At 72.7% G+C, this 15,271-nt stretch carries 19 protein-coding genes; 9 read left to right on the forward strand and 10 right to left on the reverse strand.

Annotated elements, in window-relative coordinates; genetic code table 11:
* The first annotated feature begins 505 nt into the window (after positions 1-505).
* From ACZ5D2_RS20820 to ACZ5D2_RS20845, 6 genes are all read left to right on the forward strand, one after another.
* Positions 506-778, forward strand: a complete 273-nt coding sequence (locus tag ACZ5D2_RS20820) for a hypothetical protein (RefSeq protein ID WP_468930975.1) — start codon at positions 506-508, stop codon at positions 776-778.
* The gene (locus ACZ5D2_RS20825) at positions 771-1,697 is read left to right on the forward strand and encodes a hypothetical protein (protein ID WP_371675323.1); all 927 of its coding nucleotides are present in this window, start codon (positions 771-773) and stop codon (positions 1,695-1,697) included. Before ACZ5D2_RS20820 ends, ACZ5D2_RS20825 begins: the two co-directional genes overlap by 8 nt.
* Positions 1,698-2,015: 318 nt before the next feature.
* Positions 2,016-2,276 (forward strand): hypothetical protein, encoded by a 261-nt coding sequence (locus tag ACZ5D2_RS20830; protein WP_371675324.1) that lies wholly within the window; start codon positions 2,016-2,018, stop codon positions 2,274-2,276.
* Positions 2,277-2,458: 182 nt separating this feature from the next.
* Positions 2,459-2,692 carry a hypothetical protein gene (locus ACZ5D2_RS20835; RefSeq protein ID WP_371675325.1) on the forward strand — a complete coding sequence of 78 codons (234 nt, stop codon included), beginning with the start codon at positions 2,459-2,461 and terminating at the stop codon, positions 2,690-2,692.
* Positions 2,693-2,959: 267 nt separating this feature from the next.
* Positions 2,960-3,919, forward strand: coding sequence for a helix-turn-helix domain-containing protein (locus ACZ5D2_RS20840; RefSeq protein ID WP_371675326.1), 960 nt, complete (start codon positions 2,960-2,962; stop codon positions 3,917-3,919).
* 95 nt (positions 3,920-4,014) lie between these two features.
* On the forward strand, positions 4,015-4,545 hold the full coding sequence (locus ACZ5D2_RS20845) for a hypothetical protein (RefSeq protein ID WP_468930981.1): 531 nt from the start codon (positions 4,015-4,017) through the stop codon (positions 4,543-4,545).
* Positions 4,546-4,554: 9 nt separating this feature from the next.
* On the opposite strand, the gene ACZ5D2_RS20850 is transcribed toward ACZ5D2_RS20845, so the two are convergent.
* The 4 genes from ACZ5D2_RS20850 to ACZ5D2_RS20865 form a co-directional block, all read right to left on the reverse strand.
* Positions 4,555-4,905 carry an NYN domain-containing protein gene (locus ACZ5D2_RS20850; protein ID WP_371675328.1) on the reverse strand — a complete coding sequence of 117 codons (351 nt, stop codon included), beginning with the start codon at positions 4,903-4,905 and terminating at the stop codon, positions 4,555-4,557.
* A 5-nt stretch (positions 4,906-4,910) separates the two neighbouring features.
* Positions 4,911-5,846, reverse strand: coding sequence for a phosphatase domain-containing protein (locus ACZ5D2_RS20855; protein WP_371675329.1), 936 nt, complete (start codon positions 5,844-5,846; stop codon positions 4,911-4,913).
* Between the two features lie 3 nt (positions 5,847-5,849).
* A complete protein-coding gene (locus ACZ5D2_RS20860) occupies positions 5,850-7,058 on the reverse strand; it encodes an RNA ligase (protein WP_371675330.1) in 1,209 nt (402 codons plus the stop codon).
* A 72-nt stretch (positions 7,059-7,130) separates the two neighbouring features.
* The gene (locus ACZ5D2_RS20865; RefSeq protein ID WP_468930986.1) at positions 7,131-7,808 is read right to left on the reverse strand and encodes a Rossmann-fold NAD(P)-binding domain-containing protein; all 678 of its coding nucleotides are present in this window, start codon (positions 7,806-7,808) and stop codon (positions 7,131-7,133) included.
* Positions 7,809-8,024: 216 nt separating this feature from the next.
* Here ACZ5D2_RS20865 and ACZ5D2_RS20870 point away from each other — a divergent pair, with 216 nt between their 5' ends.
* Entirely contained in the window at positions 8,025-9,428 is a 1,404-nt protein-coding gene (locus tag ACZ5D2_RS20870) for a delta-60 repeat domain-containing protein (protein ID WP_371675333.1), read from the forward strand.
* Between the two features lie 30 nt (positions 9,429-9,458).
* Here the strand turns inward: ACZ5D2_RS20870 and ACZ5D2_RS20875 are convergent, their stop codons facing one another.
* From ACZ5D2_RS20875 to ACZ5D2_RS20885, 3 genes are read right to left on the reverse strand one after another with little or no spacing between them, the layout of a single operon-like run.
* Positions 9,459-9,893, reverse strand: a complete 435-nt coding sequence (locus tag ACZ5D2_RS20875) for a VOC family protein (RefSeq protein ID WP_371675334.1) — start codon at positions 9,891-9,893, stop codon at positions 9,459-9,461.
* Positions 9,872-10,855, reverse strand: coding sequence for a tellurite resistance/C4-dicarboxylate transporter family protein (locus tag ACZ5D2_RS20880; RefSeq protein ID WP_371675335.1), 984 nt, complete (start codon positions 10,853-10,855; stop codon positions 9,872-9,874). The genes ACZ5D2_RS20875 and ACZ5D2_RS20880 overlap by 22 nt, the downstream gene beginning before the upstream one ends.
* Before the next feature lie 6 nt (positions 10,856-10,861).
* Positions 10,862-11,488 carry an alpha-ketoglutarate-dependent dioxygenase AlkB gene (locus ACZ5D2_RS20885; RefSeq protein ID WP_266846666.1) on the reverse strand — a complete coding sequence of 209 codons (627 nt, stop codon included), beginning with the start codon at positions 11,486-11,488 and terminating at the stop codon, positions 10,862-10,864.
* Positions 11,489-11,595: 107 nt separating this feature from the next.
* On the opposite strand from ACZ5D2_RS20885, the gene ACZ5D2_RS20890 reads away from it, so the two are divergent.
* Positions 11,596-13,293, forward strand: coding sequence for an AMP-binding protein (locus ACZ5D2_RS20890; RefSeq protein ID WP_468930992.1), 1,698 nt, complete (start codon positions 11,596-11,598; stop codon positions 13,291-13,293).
* Between the two features lie 217 nt (positions 13,294-13,510).
* Entirely contained in the window at positions 13,511-14,233 is a 723-nt protein-coding gene (locus ACZ5D2_RS20895) for a scabin-related ADP-ribosyltransferase (protein WP_468930995.1), read from the forward strand.
* A 34-nt stretch (positions 14,234-14,267) separates the two neighbouring features.
* Here ACZ5D2_RS20895 and ACZ5D2_RS20900 read toward each other — a convergent pair whose 3' ends face one another.
* The 3 genes from ACZ5D2_RS20900 to ACZ5D2_RS20910 all read right to left on the reverse strand — a co-directional run bounded on the left by ACZ5D2_RS20900 (position 14,268) and on the right by ACZ5D2_RS20910 (position 15,251).
* Positions 14,268-14,603 carry a zinc-binding dehydrogenase gene (locus ACZ5D2_RS20900; RefSeq protein WP_371675338.1) on the reverse strand — a complete coding sequence of 112 codons (336 nt, stop codon included), beginning with the start codon at positions 14,601-14,603 and terminating at the stop codon, positions 14,268-14,270.
* A gap of 250 nt (positions 14,604-14,853) precedes the next feature.
* Entirely contained in the window at positions 14,854-15,096 is a 243-nt protein-coding gene (locus ACZ5D2_RS20905) for a helix-turn-helix transcriptional regulator (protein ID WP_468930999.1), read from the reverse strand.
* Positions 15,090-15,251, reverse strand: a complete 162-nt coding sequence (locus ACZ5D2_RS20910; RefSeq protein WP_371675340.1) for a hypothetical protein — start codon at positions 15,249-15,251, stop codon at positions 15,090-15,092. The genes ACZ5D2_RS20905 and ACZ5D2_RS20910 overlap by 7 nt, the downstream gene beginning before the upstream one ends.
* Positions 15,252-15,271: the final 20 nt, after the last annotated feature.

Here is a 15,271-nt window from a genome sequence, read left to right on the forward strand (position 1 = left end):
CCACAGGAGGGCGTCTGTCACAGCTGTTCCTTTCCATGACGGAGATGGAGGTGCCCGCCACCGGTGGCTCCCGGTGACACCTCGACATAACGCAGCGGCATATGACGAGTTTCGCCCTGTCAGCCGATTGCAGTCATCCGTGGACGGGTCGCGCGACACGCCGTGCAGATTCCGGCCGTTGGGGGCGCGCAGTGGAAAACGAGCGCCGCGGCAGCTGCCGAGTGCGCGTCCTCGGCCGGCGCGGCGACCGTGCGCCGACGGCGGGCCGCACACCCCGGCCGCGCCCGATCGCGCGGCCCCTTCTGCGGCCGACCGGAAGAACCGCAGCTCGCACGGGGTGCGGACGGCCGGCCCGATGCGCTCCCGGCGTGTGTAGAACCGATAAAGACACCGGTCAATCCCCGCCCGCTCCGCCACCCTCACCTGCATGGAGCACATCCTCCCCGGCGCCCGGACCGTTGGGTGGACTATGACAAAAGCAAACCACTTGGCAAGTTTTCCACGGGTGCCGGAAGACGATGGACGTGGCGTCCACGCCGACGGCACGAGGGTGGGGAATTGGACCTACACCGCGGTCTCGGCAGGCTGGGCGATGCACGAGGGCGCGACGCTGCACCGCGACGGAAAGGACGTCGACCTCCACTACTCGTCCTCGATCTTCGAGGACTTCCTGGAGGCGATGAGGGCGATCGAGAACGACTTCACCCGACGGTTCCACGAGGCGGCAGTGGTCGAACCGTCCACCGGCGAGCACTCCGGGCGGAACTCCCTTGTATGAGTACGGCCACCACGACGGCAGCGGATTCCACGGCCTGCCGGAAGTCCCCCTGTTCCTCCCCGGCCCGGACACCGAACAGCAGGCGGCTCTCAGGCAACCGCTCAACGGGCTGGACGAAGTGAACTACACGTGGGATCCGGCGGAGGAGCTGGCCTACCTCCTGCAGGAGGCCAGGGGAACGAGGCAGGCGGAGCCGCTCGGCCCGATCGGATTCGACGAAACCGGTGACGCGGTCGCCGCCGGCCTCGCCACCGGACCGACCCAGTCCCTCTACGTCGGACCGCGCCCGGAGGCCCCCCACGGGCATCGCCGCGTCCCGACGAAGGCGCAGAAGGCGCCGAGGGATCCGAGGGCCCCGATACTGACCCTGTTCCGTACGGGCAGCCTGTTCTCCGCCCTGCTGGTCGCGGTCATCGCCGCCGTGGTGAGCGTCTTCAGCGGCCTGGCCATCTCGGACGCCCTGCGTCAGACCGCGGGACCGCGTACGGCGCACGACATCGTCATCTGGTGGCCCCTGCTGATCTGCGGACCCTGGATGGTCGCCTCGCTGTCCATCCTCCGGGCCGCCCTACACCAGCGCCGCGCCATCCACTCCTGGTCCATCGTCCTCTTGTTCTCCACCCTCGCCACCCTGCTGTGCGTGGCCCAGGCTCCCCGGACGTTCGCCGCGCAGGCGGCGGCCACCCTTCCCCCCATCGCGGCGCTGGCCTGCTTCCAGCAACTCGTCCGCCAGATCACCCTCACACGGCCTCCCCGCCACCCCGCCGCCCGCCATCGTCAGCGCCCCCGGACGCCCGCCCCGCTCCGGCCCCCGGCCACGCCGGGCAGCCCGGTTCCGCCGCTTCCCGACTATCCCGTCGCGGATCACAAGACCACCGGCCGTTCCTCCCCGGGCTACCGGTTCCGCTACGAGTCGTGACGCGGTCCGCGGCGGGGCTGCGCGGAGCGCGGCGCCGCGATACCGCCGCGCACGGCAGCCGGGCATCGCCAATCTCTCGGACATCGGTCCTTCCCCCACGAGCATGATCACTGCCATCTCAGGAACGAAGCCCGAATCCGATAGGTCACGGGCTGCGCACGCTCTCAGCCCAACGGGTCTGCCGCACGGAACGGCCACGGCCGCGTCTCCGGGGCGGACCCGGGCCCGGCCGACCCCGGCCCGGCCCCTCCCCAACCACCCGAACCGGCAACGCGCTTCAGCGTGCCGTTCTCCCGTCCATCACGAAAGGGCAGCACCGTGGTCCACGATCTCACCCGCGCCGAACGAATCCGGTACCAGCGCAAGCAGGACGCCGCGTACCAGGCCGGTGAGGCAGCAGTCACCAACCTCAAGGCCGCACTGGCCCTCGCCGGCCTGGTCCTTCCCTCGCTCAGCAACGACGGACCGGTGGGCTGCCGCGGCCTCGTCCGGCTCGGCGGGTGCAGCACGGACCTGGCCGACCGGCTCGCCGAGGTCATCGCGGCCGGGGCCCGAGCCCTGCAGGACCAGCCACGGTGAACCCCGGCCGATCCGCGGACACCCGGCCGGCCGCCGGGGCCGTGCCGTGCCGCACGGACACGCCGCCGCTCCATCGCCACAAGTGACACACGCACGGAGGTTCTCGCATGAATGCGTGGCAGCGTTCATCCCACATCCCGTGGATGCCCCGGAGGAAGCTGGACCCCTATCGGTTCCCGGGCATGTGGGGCTTATCGGACTCCGGGGAAACGAGTGCCCGTGAAGCGTTACCCGGCTCCGGGCCCCCTCCGCGCGGCCCGGGTCCCGAAGAACGCCGGCGCCTCGACCTGTACGCCTGCCTGACCAGCGCGGGCATCCGGCCGCTCGCCGCCGATCTCCGTGCCATCGAAGTGCTCTCCGCGCTCGACGACGTCACCCACGCGACCGTCCGCCGGTGGATCTCCGGCACCTCCTGACCCCCGCCCCGGCACGTGCCCCGCAGCACCGCTGCGGGGCGGACGCCTCCGGCGACGCCGGGTTCGCGCCACCCCCCGCCACCCCGGCCGCCCCGGCCACCTCATTACCGGAAAAGCGACGCGCGCACCTCCCGCTGTAGTCCGAACAGGTGGTGTCGTCGTGCTGATGCGCTGTGGGTCGGGCCGGGTATGCAGAATTCGTTTGCCGATATCGGCCGTGGGGCGACGGGGCCCGCGTGGAGGTCCTTGAGCTGGAGGTGCCCGCCGGTGACGGCGAACGGAAGTCCCACGGTCAGGAGGCGCCGCCTCGGCGCCGAGCTCCGCCAGCTCCGGCGGGCAGCGGGCATGACGTCCGTGCAGGTGGCCAAGCATCTGCTCGTGTCCCAGCCCAAGATCAGCCTCATCGAGACCGGCCGCCGCCCCATCAATCCGCGTGACGTGCGCGATCTGTGCCGACTCTACGGAGTCACCGACCTCGGGGTCATCGACTCCCTCATGCGCATGGCGAGGGAATCGGCCCGGCAGGGCTGGTGGGTCGCCTGCGGGGAAGTCCCCTACGGCGTGTACATCGGCCTGGAGACGGAGGCCGTCGCCATCCACTCCTACGAGCCGCTGGTCATCCCCGGGCTGCTCCAGACCCGCGCCTACGCGGCCGCGATCATCGCGGCGACCATCCCCTGCCCTCCGACCGAGCAGGCCGCGGTCCGTCTGGACGTGCGGCTGCGGCGCCAGCACCGCGCCCATCACCCCGCCCGGCCGCTCCGCTTATGGACCGTCCTGGACGAATCCGTGCTGCACCGCACCATCGGCGACCGCGACGTCATGCGCGAACAACTGGAGCACCTGAACGCTCTCGGCGCGCAGCCGCACATCACCGTGCAGGTCCTCCCGCACAGCGCCGGATCCCACCCGGGGCTCACGGGGCAGTTCTCCACCCTCACGTTCCCCGACGCCGACGCGGGCGTCGTCTACCTGGAGCGCTTCACGGGCGACCTCTACGTGGAGAAACACGCCGACCAGCGCATGTACCACATCATGTACGACCACCTCCAGGCACAGGCGCTCAGCCCGTCCGAGACACGGCACTTCATCAACGACGTGATCAAGATGTACGGAGACGCCCCGGCCACCGGGGCGCACCGTGAATGCGAGGACCGGAGACGAGAGGGCCGCGGCGGGCATTGGGCGAATCGGGCTATCGAGCGGTGCGTCGCGGGAACCCCGTGACCCGCCGCCGCCATAGTCGTCCCTGGCAGCCGCCAGGTTGCCGCCCCGGCCGCGTCGCGCGGGCCGGGCGGAAGTCTTCGTAGAGGAGTCGGCTCATGCTGAAGCCCACCAGGATCGTCCTCGCCCTCTCCGCCGGAAGCCTGGTGCTCGGCCTGACAGGTGCGGGTGCGGCCGTCGCGGACCAGGGTCCGATGGACGACGGCCCGGCCCGGATGCACGCGGCCGACGACAACCCCCAGTACGACGAGCCCGGTGTCTACCCCAAGCCCAGGCACGCCCTGGGCAAGGTCATCTCGCGCGGACCGCTCAAGGTCCGCAGCCACCCGAGCACGCACGCGAAGGTCGTGGGCAAGGTGCACCCGCACGAGAAGCTCGCCATCGAGTGCAAGAAGCGCGGCGAGCGGGTCGACGGCAACAACATCTGGTACCTGCTGGACCAGCGCGAGGACGGGCGCGAGGACGGGCGCGAGCCCGCCGACGGCACCGACGGCAGGGACGAGGACATGCAGGACGGCGCCGAGGGCAGCGGCGACGACCACGTCCGCACGGACCGCGCGGAGTACAAGCAGGCCTGGGTCTCGGCCCGTTACGTCAAGGACATCACCCCCGTGAAGTGGTGCCGCTGACCTTCCGGGTCACTCCGCCGGGCGTACGGTACGGGGCCCCGCGCACTCGGCGCCGTACGCCCGCACCCGCTCCCGCAGTTCCCGGTCCGCCGTGACCACCACGCAGGGCCGCCCGCCGGCGGTGGCGACCAGCTCCACGATCCGGTCGTCTCCGCTGCCGGGCGCCGCGTCGACCCGTACGCCGGGCACGGACGCGACGCCGCGGGCGGCTCCCTCGACCACCAGGACGATCTCCTCCCCCGCCGCGCGCAGCGCGAGCCGGTCGCGCAGCCGCTCCGCGGCCCCGCGGCGGTCCCGCCACCAGCCGTCGGGCACGGACCCCACGACGTTGGCGGCGTCCACGATCAGCAGGGGCTCCACCGCGCTCAGAAGTCCCCGTAGTTGACCTGCCAGGTGGGCAGGCCCATCCGGCGCCAGACGGCGACCACCCGGTCGCGGTCGTCCAGGGAGACGCGGACGGCGTAGCGGTGGCGGACGTGCGCGTCGAAGAGTTCGGCCTTCACCACGTCGTCGCGGCGCTGGTCCCCGGACGCGCGCATCCACAGCTCGTCGTAGGGCACCTCGTGCCGTGCCAGCCACTCCTCCGTCTCCGCGCGGTGGTCCTCGCTGCGCCCGGAGAGCAGGACGACGGTGTCCTGCCCGGCCCGCTTGAAGGCGTCCAGCGCGTACCGCACCGGCTCGTTGAGCAGGTCGAGGCCGCAGCGCGTGAAGTCGTAGACGTGACGGTCGCCGGTCAGCGCGAGCGTTCCGTCGATGTCGCACATCACGGCGGCGGGCAGCGCCGGGTCGGCCACGTACGGTGCGACCGGCGGCTGGTCGTTGAGCCACTCGGCGGTGAGCCGCCAGCCGCCCTTGCGGGACCGCTGGTGCTTGTCCGCGAGGATGCGGATGATCTCCTCGCCGACCTGCCGCTCCCGCGCGGCGTCCCTGGCCACGCACTCCTCGACCGGCACGTCGGTGAAGTCGTGCACGACGAAGGTCGCGCGCCCCGCGACCGCGGCCTTGAGGCGCTTGGGGATGTGGGGCGTCAGGTGCGTGTTGTCGACGACCACGTCGAAACCGTCCTCGACGGCCGCGATCACCGCGGCGTCCTGGACGGCCAGGACGGTCTGCTCGTGCTTGTACGAGCGGCCCCGCTCGGGATCGGGGAGGTCGAGCATGGCGCGCAGGTCGTCGAGGTTGACGCGGCGCATGCGCCCGCCGGCCTCCGCCTGGAGGGCGCGCGCGGCGGTCGTCTTGCCCGAGGCCGGCAATCCCGTCATGACGTGGACCACGGGGAGTGCGGGCTGTTCTTCGGACACCGGTCAGTTCTCCTCGTCGGTGGTGTAGGGGTCGGAGGTCTCGGGCCGGACGGCCCTCCAGGAGACCAGTTCCGTGCTGCGGCCGTCGAGCCTCAGGAAGAGGGCGGGGCGCAGCACGGCGTCGGGGACCTCCCGTACGGCGCGGGCGAAGGCGCCCCGGTCGCCGGCCAGGTGGGCCAGGGCGGCGAAGGCCTCGTCGATCTCCCGCTCGCGGCGGACGGCCGCCTCCTCCAGGCGGTCGATCACGGCGCGCACCCAGGCGTCGAACTCGTCCGGGACCTGCTGGAGGAGCTCGTCGAGCGGTTTGCCGCCGCAGGCCTCGATGTCCGCGACGGTGCAGTTGAGGCCCTGGGCGAGCTGCTTGGCGGGCAGTCCGGCGAAGCGCTGCACGCCGTGGCTGCGCCAGATGTCCCGCTCGGTGACGCGGGTGAGCAGCCGGTGGAGGCGTACGTACTCGCCGAGCTTGGCCTTGGCGCGGACGCCGGAGGCGAAGCGCAGGACGAAGCCCTCGGCGTCGGTGCCGCTCGCCCGCTCCCCTCCGGGGAGGGCGTTGGACTCGGTGAGCGCGAGGAGTTCGGCGAGCGGCATGGCCGGCCAGACGGTGACGACCGAGCCGATGTCCCGCCAGTGCGCGGCCGCCTCGGCGAGCGGCACCTCGGTGCCGTCCGGGCCGTAGGCCGCGAGCAGGACGAGGTCCCGGCGGTCGCCGTAGTCGACGACGATACGGTTCTGCGGGTAGAGGATCTCGGCGAGGTAGGTCACGCCGGGCACGAGGGCCGCGGTGTCCCGGGTGTCGAGGCGGCGCTGTCCCCAGGTGGCCTGGGCGCTGATGAAGGAGCCCTTGGAGGCGACCCGCCAGTGGTCCGCGTAGTGGAAGACCACGGCGAGGCTGCCGTCGACCTTGTCGTACACCTCGAACGGCTCGTCGGGCAGGGCGGGCGCGTAGGGCCGGCCCTGCTCGTGCTCGCCGACGTTGAAGAACTTCGGCAGGGGCAGGGCGACGACCGCTCCTGTGGCGTCGTCGGCGACGAGGCCGCGGCAGCGCGTGGTGACCCGGTTCCAGATCTGCTCGTACTGCGCGGTGCGCGTGTACGTGTAGATGGACAGCGGCAGTTCGGGGTGGGACTTGCGGGTCACGTGCCCGGCGTCGATGGCCGCCGCCAGTTCCTGTGCGGGCAGCAGGTCGTGCAGAGTCAGGCGTTCCTGGCTCATGGGGTTCCTCCCGGTTCGAGATGGTCCATTCTCACGTGCGGGAGGGGTGGGCCGGTAGTCAATTATGACTGGTCACGACGGTCGCGAGCCCGTGTGGTTGATGTCGCGGGGGCGCAGGATCCGGTCGCTGGGCGCGGTCGCGGGGGTGGCGACCGCGATCATGGCGCGACCGATGGCCTCGGTGGTGGTGACCAGGTTCGGCGCGAACCGGCGCAGGAGCGGGAACAGCGGTGCGGTGAGCACGTACCCGGCGCGGTAGAGCAGGGTCTTGGAGGGCATTCCGCTGACGGGCTGGACCAGGCCGGGGCGGAACATGTAGGCCCGGAAGGGCAGGGCGAGCAGGTCGTTCTCGGTCCGGCCCTTGACCCGGGCCCACATGGAGCGGCCCTGCTCGGTGCTGTCGGTGCCCTCGCCGGAGACGTAGACGAAGGTCAGTCGGGGGTTGGCGGCGGCGAGGGGGCGGGCCACGGCGAGGGTGAGGTCGTGGGTGACGCGGCGGTAGGCCTCCTCCTTCATGCCGACGGAGGAGACGCCCAGGCAGAAGAAGCAGGCGTCATACTCCGGCAGTTCGGCGGCGAGGCCGGAGAGGTCCGAGGGGTCGGGCACGACGTGTTCGCGGAGTTTGGGGTGGGTGACCCCGAGCGGGGTGCGGCCGATCGCGAGGACCCGGGTGACGGAGTCGTCGCGCAGGCACTCGCGCAGAACTCCGCGCCCGATCATTCCGGTTGCGCCGAGGAGGATGACGTTCACGGGCGCAGCCTACGTCGGCCGGTGCCGTGACCGGAAAGCCCCGGCCCGCCCCGCGTCGTCGGCGCGCCCGACCGGGTCCGGGCTTCCGGCGTTCCGGCGCCCCGGATCCGACCGCCGGTCCGCCGCCATCCGGTCCGCCGCCATCCGGAGGGTGGGGATCCGACACACCGGGTCCGGCACCCGCGGCGGACGCGTGCGTTCCTACACTCGGCGGCCATGAGGTCAAGGACACGGCTGTTGTGCGCCGCGGCGATCCTGGTGTGTACGGCGACGGCCGGGGAGGCCGCCGCCACGGATGGCACGGGCCTGGACCCCCGCTTCGGCCGGAACGCAGTGGTGGTGTCGGCGACCGCTCCGGACGCCGGGAGCGATTTCGAGAACGGCCTGGTCGTCGACGGCCGGCGGCGGATCGTGGTGTCCGGCTCGTCCGACCTCGGCGGGGCGGGCGGCGTGCAGTGGCGGGTGCAGCGCTTCACACCCGACGGCGCGGTGGACGGCACCTTCGGCAGGCACGGCACGGTACTGACGCCCATGTCCGCCGCCGGGGGCGAGGACGAGCACATCTGGCGGCTGGCCCTCCAGTCCGACGGGAAGATCGTCGCCGTCGGGCACGCGATCACCCCGACGGGCGGTGAGGACTTCGCCCTCGCCCGCTATCTGCCCGACGGCAGGCTGGACCGGGGCTTCGGCACCGGCGGCAAGGTGTTCACCAGGGTCGCGCCGGGGACGGGGGACGACGAGGCGCAGGCCGTGCAGGTGCAGCGCGACGGCCGGATCGTCGTCGCCGGTTTCACGGGCACCGGGGCGGGAACCGAGGGCCGCGATCTGGCTCTGGCCCGCTACCTCCCCGACGGGCGTCCGGACCGGAGCTTCGGTGCGGACGGAATCGTCGTGCGCGATGTCGCGGGCGGGCGGGACCAGTTCAAGAACATGACGCTGGACGGGCACGGGCGCATCGTGGCCGTGGGCTCCGCCGATCTCGGGGCCGGGCGGGGCGGAACCAGCTTCGCGGTGGCCCGCTACCGGCCCGACGGCCGGCCCGACCCGGGCTTCGGCCCGGACGGCCTGGTGGTGACGCCGATGGCGGCGGACGACGGGCCGGATCTCGCCGAGGCCGTCGCGATCGACGGCGAGGGGCGCCTCACGGTCGGCGGATCGGCGGACGCGGGCGGTCCCTTCGACCTGGCGCTGGCCCGGTACCTGACCGACGGTCGGCTGGACGGCCGGTTCGGCGAGGGCGGTCGGGTACTGACGAACGTCGGTCCGGGCGCGACGGACGAGGACCTCGAAGGTCTCGTGGTGCAGGGCGACGGGACGATCCTGGTGGGCGGTTCGACCGCCCCGACCGCGTTCCTCGTGGACAGCGATTTCCTGGTGGCGCGGTACCGCCCCGACGGGAGTCCCGACCGGCGTTTCGGGAGGGACGGGTTCGTCGTGACCCGTGTCGCCCCCGGCACGGCGGACGACGAGATCTACGACATCGCGCCGCAGGGCCCCGGCCTCCTGGTGGCCGCGGGCGAATGCGACCGGCCCACGACCGGGAGGGACGTCTGCCTGGCCCGCTACCTCGTCGGCGGCCGGGAGCACCCGCGCGCCGGCCGGGACGCGCAAGGTATGTGATCTTCGGGCCCACGACCCGGAAGGGACGGCCTAGTGGGAGACGCAGAGTTCGTTGCCCTCCGGGTCCGCCAGGGTGGTCCAGGCGAAGGGGCCCTGTCGGCCCTCGTGCAGGCGGGTGGCGCCCTTGGACAGGAGGCGCTCGACGAGGGCCTCGGGGTCGTCCTCGCCGGTGCGGACGTCGAGGTGGACGCGGTTCTTTACGGTCTTGGGCTCCAGTACGAACTGGAAGAGCACCCGGGGGGCGCGGTCCAGCCCGCCGGGGTGGCGGATGCCGGCGCCGGCCTTCCAGACGAGCGTGCCGCGGTGCGTGGTGGTGTCCTCCTCCGTGGCGTGGCCGGCCTCGATCATGCCGCGGATGAACTTCTCGTCGCTCGGCTCCACTTCCCACCCGAGGGCCCCGGCCCACCAGTCGGCGAGCGCGTGCGGTGCGGAGGAGTCGATGGTCACCTGAAACGTGTAGGCCATGCCCGGACCCTACTGAGCGTCCCGGGGCTCCGCCAGCGCGGTTGCGCCGCCCAGGCCGCGAGGGTGAGCAGCCAGGCGGCGACCGCGATCCAGAGCAGCACCTCGCCGAGGGGGCGCAGCCAGGGCACGCCGGTGGGTCCGGCGGCGGAGAGGCAGGCGGTGGCCGTCATGCCGAGCGGGAAGACGGTGGACCAGCGGCGGATGTCGTAGTGCGTACGGGGGCTGCGGACTTCGGCGGCGAGCAGGACGGCGTACCAGCCCAGGGAGATCGCCAGGGCCACGAGGGTGGCGGTGCGCAGCGCGGTGTGCGCGGCGCCGGTCCACAGGGGGGCGGCGGTGAGCTCGGCGCCGGCCAGGGCGGTGATGGACAGGGCGCCGCCCGCCACCCAGTGGTCGCCGGCCCCGCCGAGCACCTCGCGGAAGTCGAAGCGGCGCAGGGCGACCACGTACAGCAGGACGCCGAGGCAGAAGCAGGCCAGGGCGGCCAGGTACAGCCAGTCGAGGTGGTACGCGGCGGCGAGGGTGGCCGACAGGACGGCGAGTCCCTGGGTGGCGACGCAGACGAGGAAGGCCGCCCCGGGCATGCGGTGGTGCCAGTGACGCATGACGGCACACAGGAGGCCGGGCCAGATCACGGCGGCGAGGACGAGCAGGGCGGTGGCCACGCCCTGGAGTCCGAGCTGGGAGAGGCGGGTGCCGAGCACGGTCGTGGCGGCGACGGCGGTGAGGGCGGCCGGGGTGTCGGCCTCGGCGCGGAAGCGGCCGCGGTCGGCGGCGAGCCGGATGGCGAAGTCGGCGGCGAGCAGGAGCCACAGCACGCCCGCGATGACCAGCGCGGCCAGCGAGGCGCCGGGCCGGCCGGTCAGCTGGAGGCCGACGGAGAGGATGCCGGCGGCCATGACCGCGCCGCCGGCGGCGGGCGGGAGTCCCGCCCACCAGCTGCACGCCGCCCGGCCGGCCATCGCCGCTCACATCACGCCGCGGGTGCGGAACTGGATGCTGATCCGGGGGCCGACGGCCCGTGCGGACTTGGGGACGGCGTGTTCCATGGTGCGCTGGCAGGAGCCGCCCATCACGACGAGGTCGCCGTGGCCGAGCGGCAGCCGCAGCAGGGTGGGGCCGCCGTCGCGGGGGCGCAGGACCAGGTCGCGGGGGTCTCCGACGGAGAGGATCGCGACCATGGTGTCCTCGGTGGCGGAGCGGCCGGTGCGGTCGCCGTGCCAGGCGACGCTGTCGCGGCCGTCGCGGTAGAGGCAGAGTCCGGCGGTGACGAAGGGTTCGCCGAGTTCGGCCGCGTAGTGGCGGCCGAGGGCCTCGCGGGCCTCGGTGAGCACGGGGTGCGGGAGGGGCTCGCCGGCCCCGTAGGAGGCCAGCAGCCGGGGTACCTCCACCCGGCGGTCGTACATCTGCCGGCGCTCGGCGCGCCAGGGCACGTCGGCGGCGAGCCGTTCGAAGAGGGCGTCGGCGCCCGCGAGCCAGCCGGGGAGCCGGTCGACCCAGGCTCCGGCGCCCAGCCCGGTCCGCCGCACCGGCGAGAGCGGTCCGAGCCGGATCTCGTCGGTCTGGTCGAAGAGGGAGCCCTGGAGTGCGTGCATGGTTCCAGCCTACCCCCGCACCCGAACACCTGCTCGATTATGCGTCCACGCCCTGCCCCACGGCTCACCCCCGTACCCCTGGTGCTGCGGCCCGCCGGGAGGGGATCATGGGCGGCGCGCGTTGGCCGTCATCGCCGCAGCGAGTGCAGGAGGTACGTGTGTCCGTAGCGTCGAGTCGTGCGTCCGGGAGTTCCGGGGTCCCGCTCCTGCGCGAGACGATCGGGGACAACCTCGACCGGACCGTGCGGCGCTTCCCCGGCCGGGACGCCCTCGTGGACGTGGCCGCCGGCCGCCGGTGGACGTACGCGGAGCTGGCCGCCGAGGTGGACGCCCTCGCCCTCGGGCTGCTGGACCTCGGGATCGTCCGGGGCGACCGGGTCGGCATCTGGGCGCCCAACCGCGCCGAGTGGACGCTGGTGCAGTACGCCACCGCGAAGATCGGGGCGATCCTGGTCACCGTCAACCCGGCGTACCGCTCCCACGAGCTGGAGTACGTGCTCGGCCAGTCCGGCATCCGGCTGCTGGTCGCGGCGGAGCGCTTCAAGACCTCCGACTACGCGGCGATGATCGAGGAGGTCCGGCCGCGCTGCCCGGGGCTGGAGTTCACCGTCCTGTTCGAAGGGCCCGAGTGGGAGGCGCTGCTGGAGCGCGGGCGCGGGGCCGATCCGGAAGCGCTGGCGCGGGCGCAGGCCGCGCTGGGCCCGGACGACCCGATCAACATTCAATACACCTCGGGCACCACGGGCTTCCCCAAGGGAGCCACCCTCTCCCACCACAACATCCTCAACAACGGCTTCTTCGTCGGCGAGCTGTGCGGGTACGACGAGCGGGACCGGGTGTGCATCCCGGTGCCCTTCTACCACTGTTTCGGGATGGTGATGGGGAACCTCGCCTGCACCAGCCACGGCGCGGCGATGGTGATCCCCGCACCCGCCTTCGACCCGTCGGCGACCCTGGCCGCGGTGGAGGCGGAGGCCTGCACCTCGCTGTACGGGGTCCCCACCATGTTCATCGCCGAGCTGGCCGCCCCCGGCTTCCACGGGTACGACCTGTCGAGCCTGCGCACCGGGATCATGGCGGGTTCACCCTGCCCGGTGGAGGTCATGAACGAGGTCATCGAGCGGATGGGGATGACCGGGGTCTCCATCTGTTACGGCATGACGGAGACCTCTCCCGTGTCCACGCAGACCCGGGTCGACGACTCGGTCGAGCGCCGGGTGTCCACCGTGGGCCGCGTCGGCCCGCACCTGGAGGTCAAGGTCATCGATCCGCAGTCGGGCCGGACCGTCCCCCGCGGCACCCCGGGCGAACTGTGCACCCGGGGCTACTCGGTCATGCTCGGCTACTGGGGCGAGCCGGAGAAGACCGCCGAGGCCGTCGACCCGGAGGGCTGGATGCACACCGGAGACCTGGCCGTCATGGACGGGGACGGCTACCTGAGCGTCACCGGCCGGATCAAGGACATGGTGATCCGGGGCGGCGAGAACCTCTACCCGCGCGAGATCGAGGAGTTCCTCCACGCCCACCCCGACGTCCTGGACGTCCAGGTCATCGGGGTGCCCGACCCGAAGTACGGGGAGGAGCTGATGGCGTGGGTGCGGATGCGCGAGGGGGCCGAGCCGCTGACCGCGCAGGCCGTGCGCGCGTACTGCGCGGGGCGGCTCGCCCACTTCAAGATCCCCCGCTACGTCCACGTCGTGGAGGAGTTCCCGATGACCGTCACCGGGAAGATCCGCAAGATCGAGATGCGCGCGATGGCGTCCCGCCTGCTGGAGGCGGAGGCCGCGGGGGCCGGCGGCGCCTGACCGCTCCGGCGGCGGTGGGCCGGGGACGGGCGGGGCGGACGGGGTGGGGTGAACGGGTGGGGTCAACGGGTGGGGTCAACGGGGCCGCGCGGCGGATCCTTTCTCCGGTACGACTGATCCGCCCATGTGGGTGGACCCGCCACAGCACCCCCGGCCCGACCAGGCACCCGCACCTATAAAGGGGCCCGTCACATTGATCGACTGATGGGTCCTCACCATGCTGCAGGCCGCTCTGCGGGTGCTCGCCGCCGTCTCCCTCGCTTCCCTCGCCTCCGCCGCCACCGTCTCCCCGGCCACCGCCGCCGTCTCCCCCGTCACCGCGGCGGCCGTCCACGACGACCCGCTCACCGCGCCCTGCGGGCCGACGGTCGAGTACCGCGCCTGGGACTGGTGGCGCACGACGACCGACCCCTCCCTGGCCCGCCCCGTCGCCGCCGCCGCGGCGGACGAGCGGTGGCAGTGGCGCTCGGACGTCAACACCCTGTGGCGCGGCGACACCCGGGAGACCGTGGACGAGATCTTCCGGACCGGCTTCACGCCCCGGGGCGAGCAGGTGACCCCGCTCGCCGAGTACATCGTCAAGGGCGGCGGCCAGAACAGCGCGCACCTCAGCACCAGTTGTGAGAAGTGGGTGGCCCAGAAGTTCGCCACCTACGGCAGCGGGAAGACCGGCTGGGTCTACGAGATCTACGCGCCCGGCGGCATCGACGTGAACGCCACCGCCCGCCTCAACAACTACAACTCGCCCTACCTCTGGAACAAGGAGGTGGACTTCCCCGGCGGGGTCAAGGGCCGCTACATCAAGGGGGCCTGCAAGTTCCGGCTGACCTACACCGACCCGCAGACCAAGGTCAACACCTTCGAGGAACTCGGCTGCAAGAACAACGCCGGCTTCGCCCCCTACGCGGTGGACGAGGCCGCGCTCACCGCGGCGCGCTGACGCCCGGCCCCGCGCGGCCGCGCCGCCCGGACGCTCATGTCCGGATGACCAGCTTCCCGCGCACGGCCCCGGAGCGCAGCCGGCGGATCGCCTCGGGGACCTCGTCCAGGGGGTAGCAGCGGTCCACGGCCGGGGTCACGGCGCCGGAGTCGATCAGCTCGGCCAGGGTGGCGAGTTCGGCGGTGCGGGGGACCGCGCCCAGTCCGCACAGGCGCTGACGGACGAACGGGGACAGCAGCTGGGCGCGCAGCAGCCGGTCGAAGCCGCCGATCCAGCGCCCTCCGCCCTCACCGCCGACGATCACGACGGTCCCGCGCGGGGTGAGGGCCCGGCGCAGCCGGCTGAGGGACCGGTTGCCGCCGGTGTCCACGATGAGGTCGTAGTGCCGGCCGCCGTCGGTGGGGTCCTCGCGGGTGTAGGTGTCCGGACCCTGGGGGCCCGCAGCCCGAACCCCAGGGCGCGCAGCAGGTGGGGGCGGCCCGACATGAGGTGCCAGACGCCCTGGTCGACCCCGGCGGCGTGGACCTTCAGGAGGACCTCGCCGGGGCCGGGGACGGGCCGTTCGGTCTCTTCGACGCGCAGGACCTCGGGGGGTCCGTAGACGTCCTGGACCACTGCTCTCATGGCGTGTCTCCCTCTGGCGGGGGGGTGGCGGAGTACTGGAACACCTGGTCGAGCGGAACGCCGAAGACGGCGGCGATCTGGAAGGCCATTTCCAGGGTGGGCGAGTAGCGGCCCTGTTCGATGGCGATCACGGTCTGGCGGCTGACGCCGATCCGGCGGGCGAGTTCGGCCTGGGTCATCTCGCCGTGGGCGAAGCGCTGCGCCCGGATGGCGTTGGTGACCCGGGTCGGCCTCACCACGGGTGGAAGCCGAGGCGGTAGGAGACGAGCTTGACGGTGGAGCCGAGGACCGAGGAGAGGACGAAGGCCGGGTAGATGGCGTTGGCGATCCAGAACGGCGCCGCTTCGGCCATGGCCAGACCCAGGGCGGTCACGGCGCAACCAGCATGATCCACGCGCGTTTCTCTTCGACGGC

The sequence above is a fragment of the Streptomyces sp. NPDC031479 genome (assembly GCF_055581065.1).